The sequence below is a fragment of the Vaccinium witches'-broom phytoplasma str. VAC genome (assembly GCF_000309405.1).
In the GTDB taxonomy this organism is placed as follows: Bacteria; Bacillota_I; Bacilli_A; order Acholeplasmatales; family Acholeplasmataceae; genus Phytoplasma.
Genome location: NZ_AKIN01000218.1, coordinates 1 through 313, shown reverse-complemented (window position 1 = coordinate 313; position 313 = coordinate 1). Strand labels below are relative to the sequence as shown.

1 pseudogene is annotated in these 313 nt (G+C 23.6%); it reads right to left on the bottom strand.

Going from position 1 to position 313, the window contains the following annotated elements:
- Positions 1 to 108: 108 nt before the first annotated feature.
- Positions 109 to 313, bottom strand: a pseudogene (locus RI68_RS03000) (IS3 family transposase); the annotation flags it as partial.

The following is a 313-nucleotide window of genomic DNA, read 5'->3' as shown; positions in this document are numbered from 1 at the left end:
TGAAAAGAAAATGATTTTTATTATTAATAAGATCATTTTATTGTAAAAAAGGCGTAATAAAGATACCTTTTTTTAAAAGGTTTAATTAAAAAGATATTTGTAAATAATTTATCTTAAGTTTTGAGAATATTGAGAAGGAGATGAATAGTTTAATTTAGTTAATAACCATTTTTGATTCCAAAAATTAGGAAATTGGTTAATGATAGTTTTTATTTTTGTCATTGGTTTTTGGAATAAAAAAGGATGACGATTTTCTAGAATACTTTTCATTTGGCCGAAAAGATTCTCAATAACCGCGTTATCACGTGGAGTT